Annotated in this window: 1 protein-coding gene; it reads left to right on the top strand. The window is 71.4% G+C overall.

The annotated features are described in order from the left end of the window. On the top strand, positions 1-511 hold a 511-nt coding region (locus tag ADK60_RS24760), incomplete at both ends, for an acyltransferase domain-containing protein (RefSeq protein WP_159400562.1).

Here is a 511-nt window from a genome sequence, read left to right as displayed (position 1 = left end):
TGGTGTTCCCGGGTCAGGGTTCGCAGTGGGTGGGTATGGCGGTGGGGTTGTTGGCGGGGTCGGAGGTGTTCGCGGGGCGGATGGCGGAGTGCGAGCGGGCTCTGGCGCCTTACGTGGACTGGTCGTTGGTGGAGGCTTTGGGTTCGGAGGCGCTGTTGGCGCGGGTGGATGTGGTGCAGCCGGTGCTGTGGGCGGTGATGGTGTCGCTGGCGGAGGTGTGGCGTTCGTTCGGTGTGGTGCCGGACGCCGTGGTCGGCCACTCCCAGGGTGAGCTCGCTGCCGCCTGCGTGGCCGGCGGCCTGAGTCTCGACGACGGGGCGCGGGTGGTGGCGTTGCGTTCCCGTGCGATAAGGGTGCTGGCGGGTCGTGGTGGTATGGCGTCGGTGCCGTTGCCGGTGGATGTGGCGCGGGAGCGGATCGGTGCGTGGGCGGGGCGGTTGTCGGTGGCGGCGGTGAACGGGCCGTCGTCGACGGTGGTGTCGGGTGACGCGGACGCGGTCAGGGCGCTGGT

It is taken from the genome of Streptomyces sp. XY431 (assembly GCF_001279805.1).
Lineage (GTDB): Bacteria > Actinomycetota > Actinomycetes > Streptomycetales > Streptomycetaceae > Kitasatospora > Kitasatospora purpeofusca.
The sequence above is the reverse complement of the archived record's forward strand: the minus strand, read 5'-3'. Positions and strand labels throughout refer to the sequence as shown.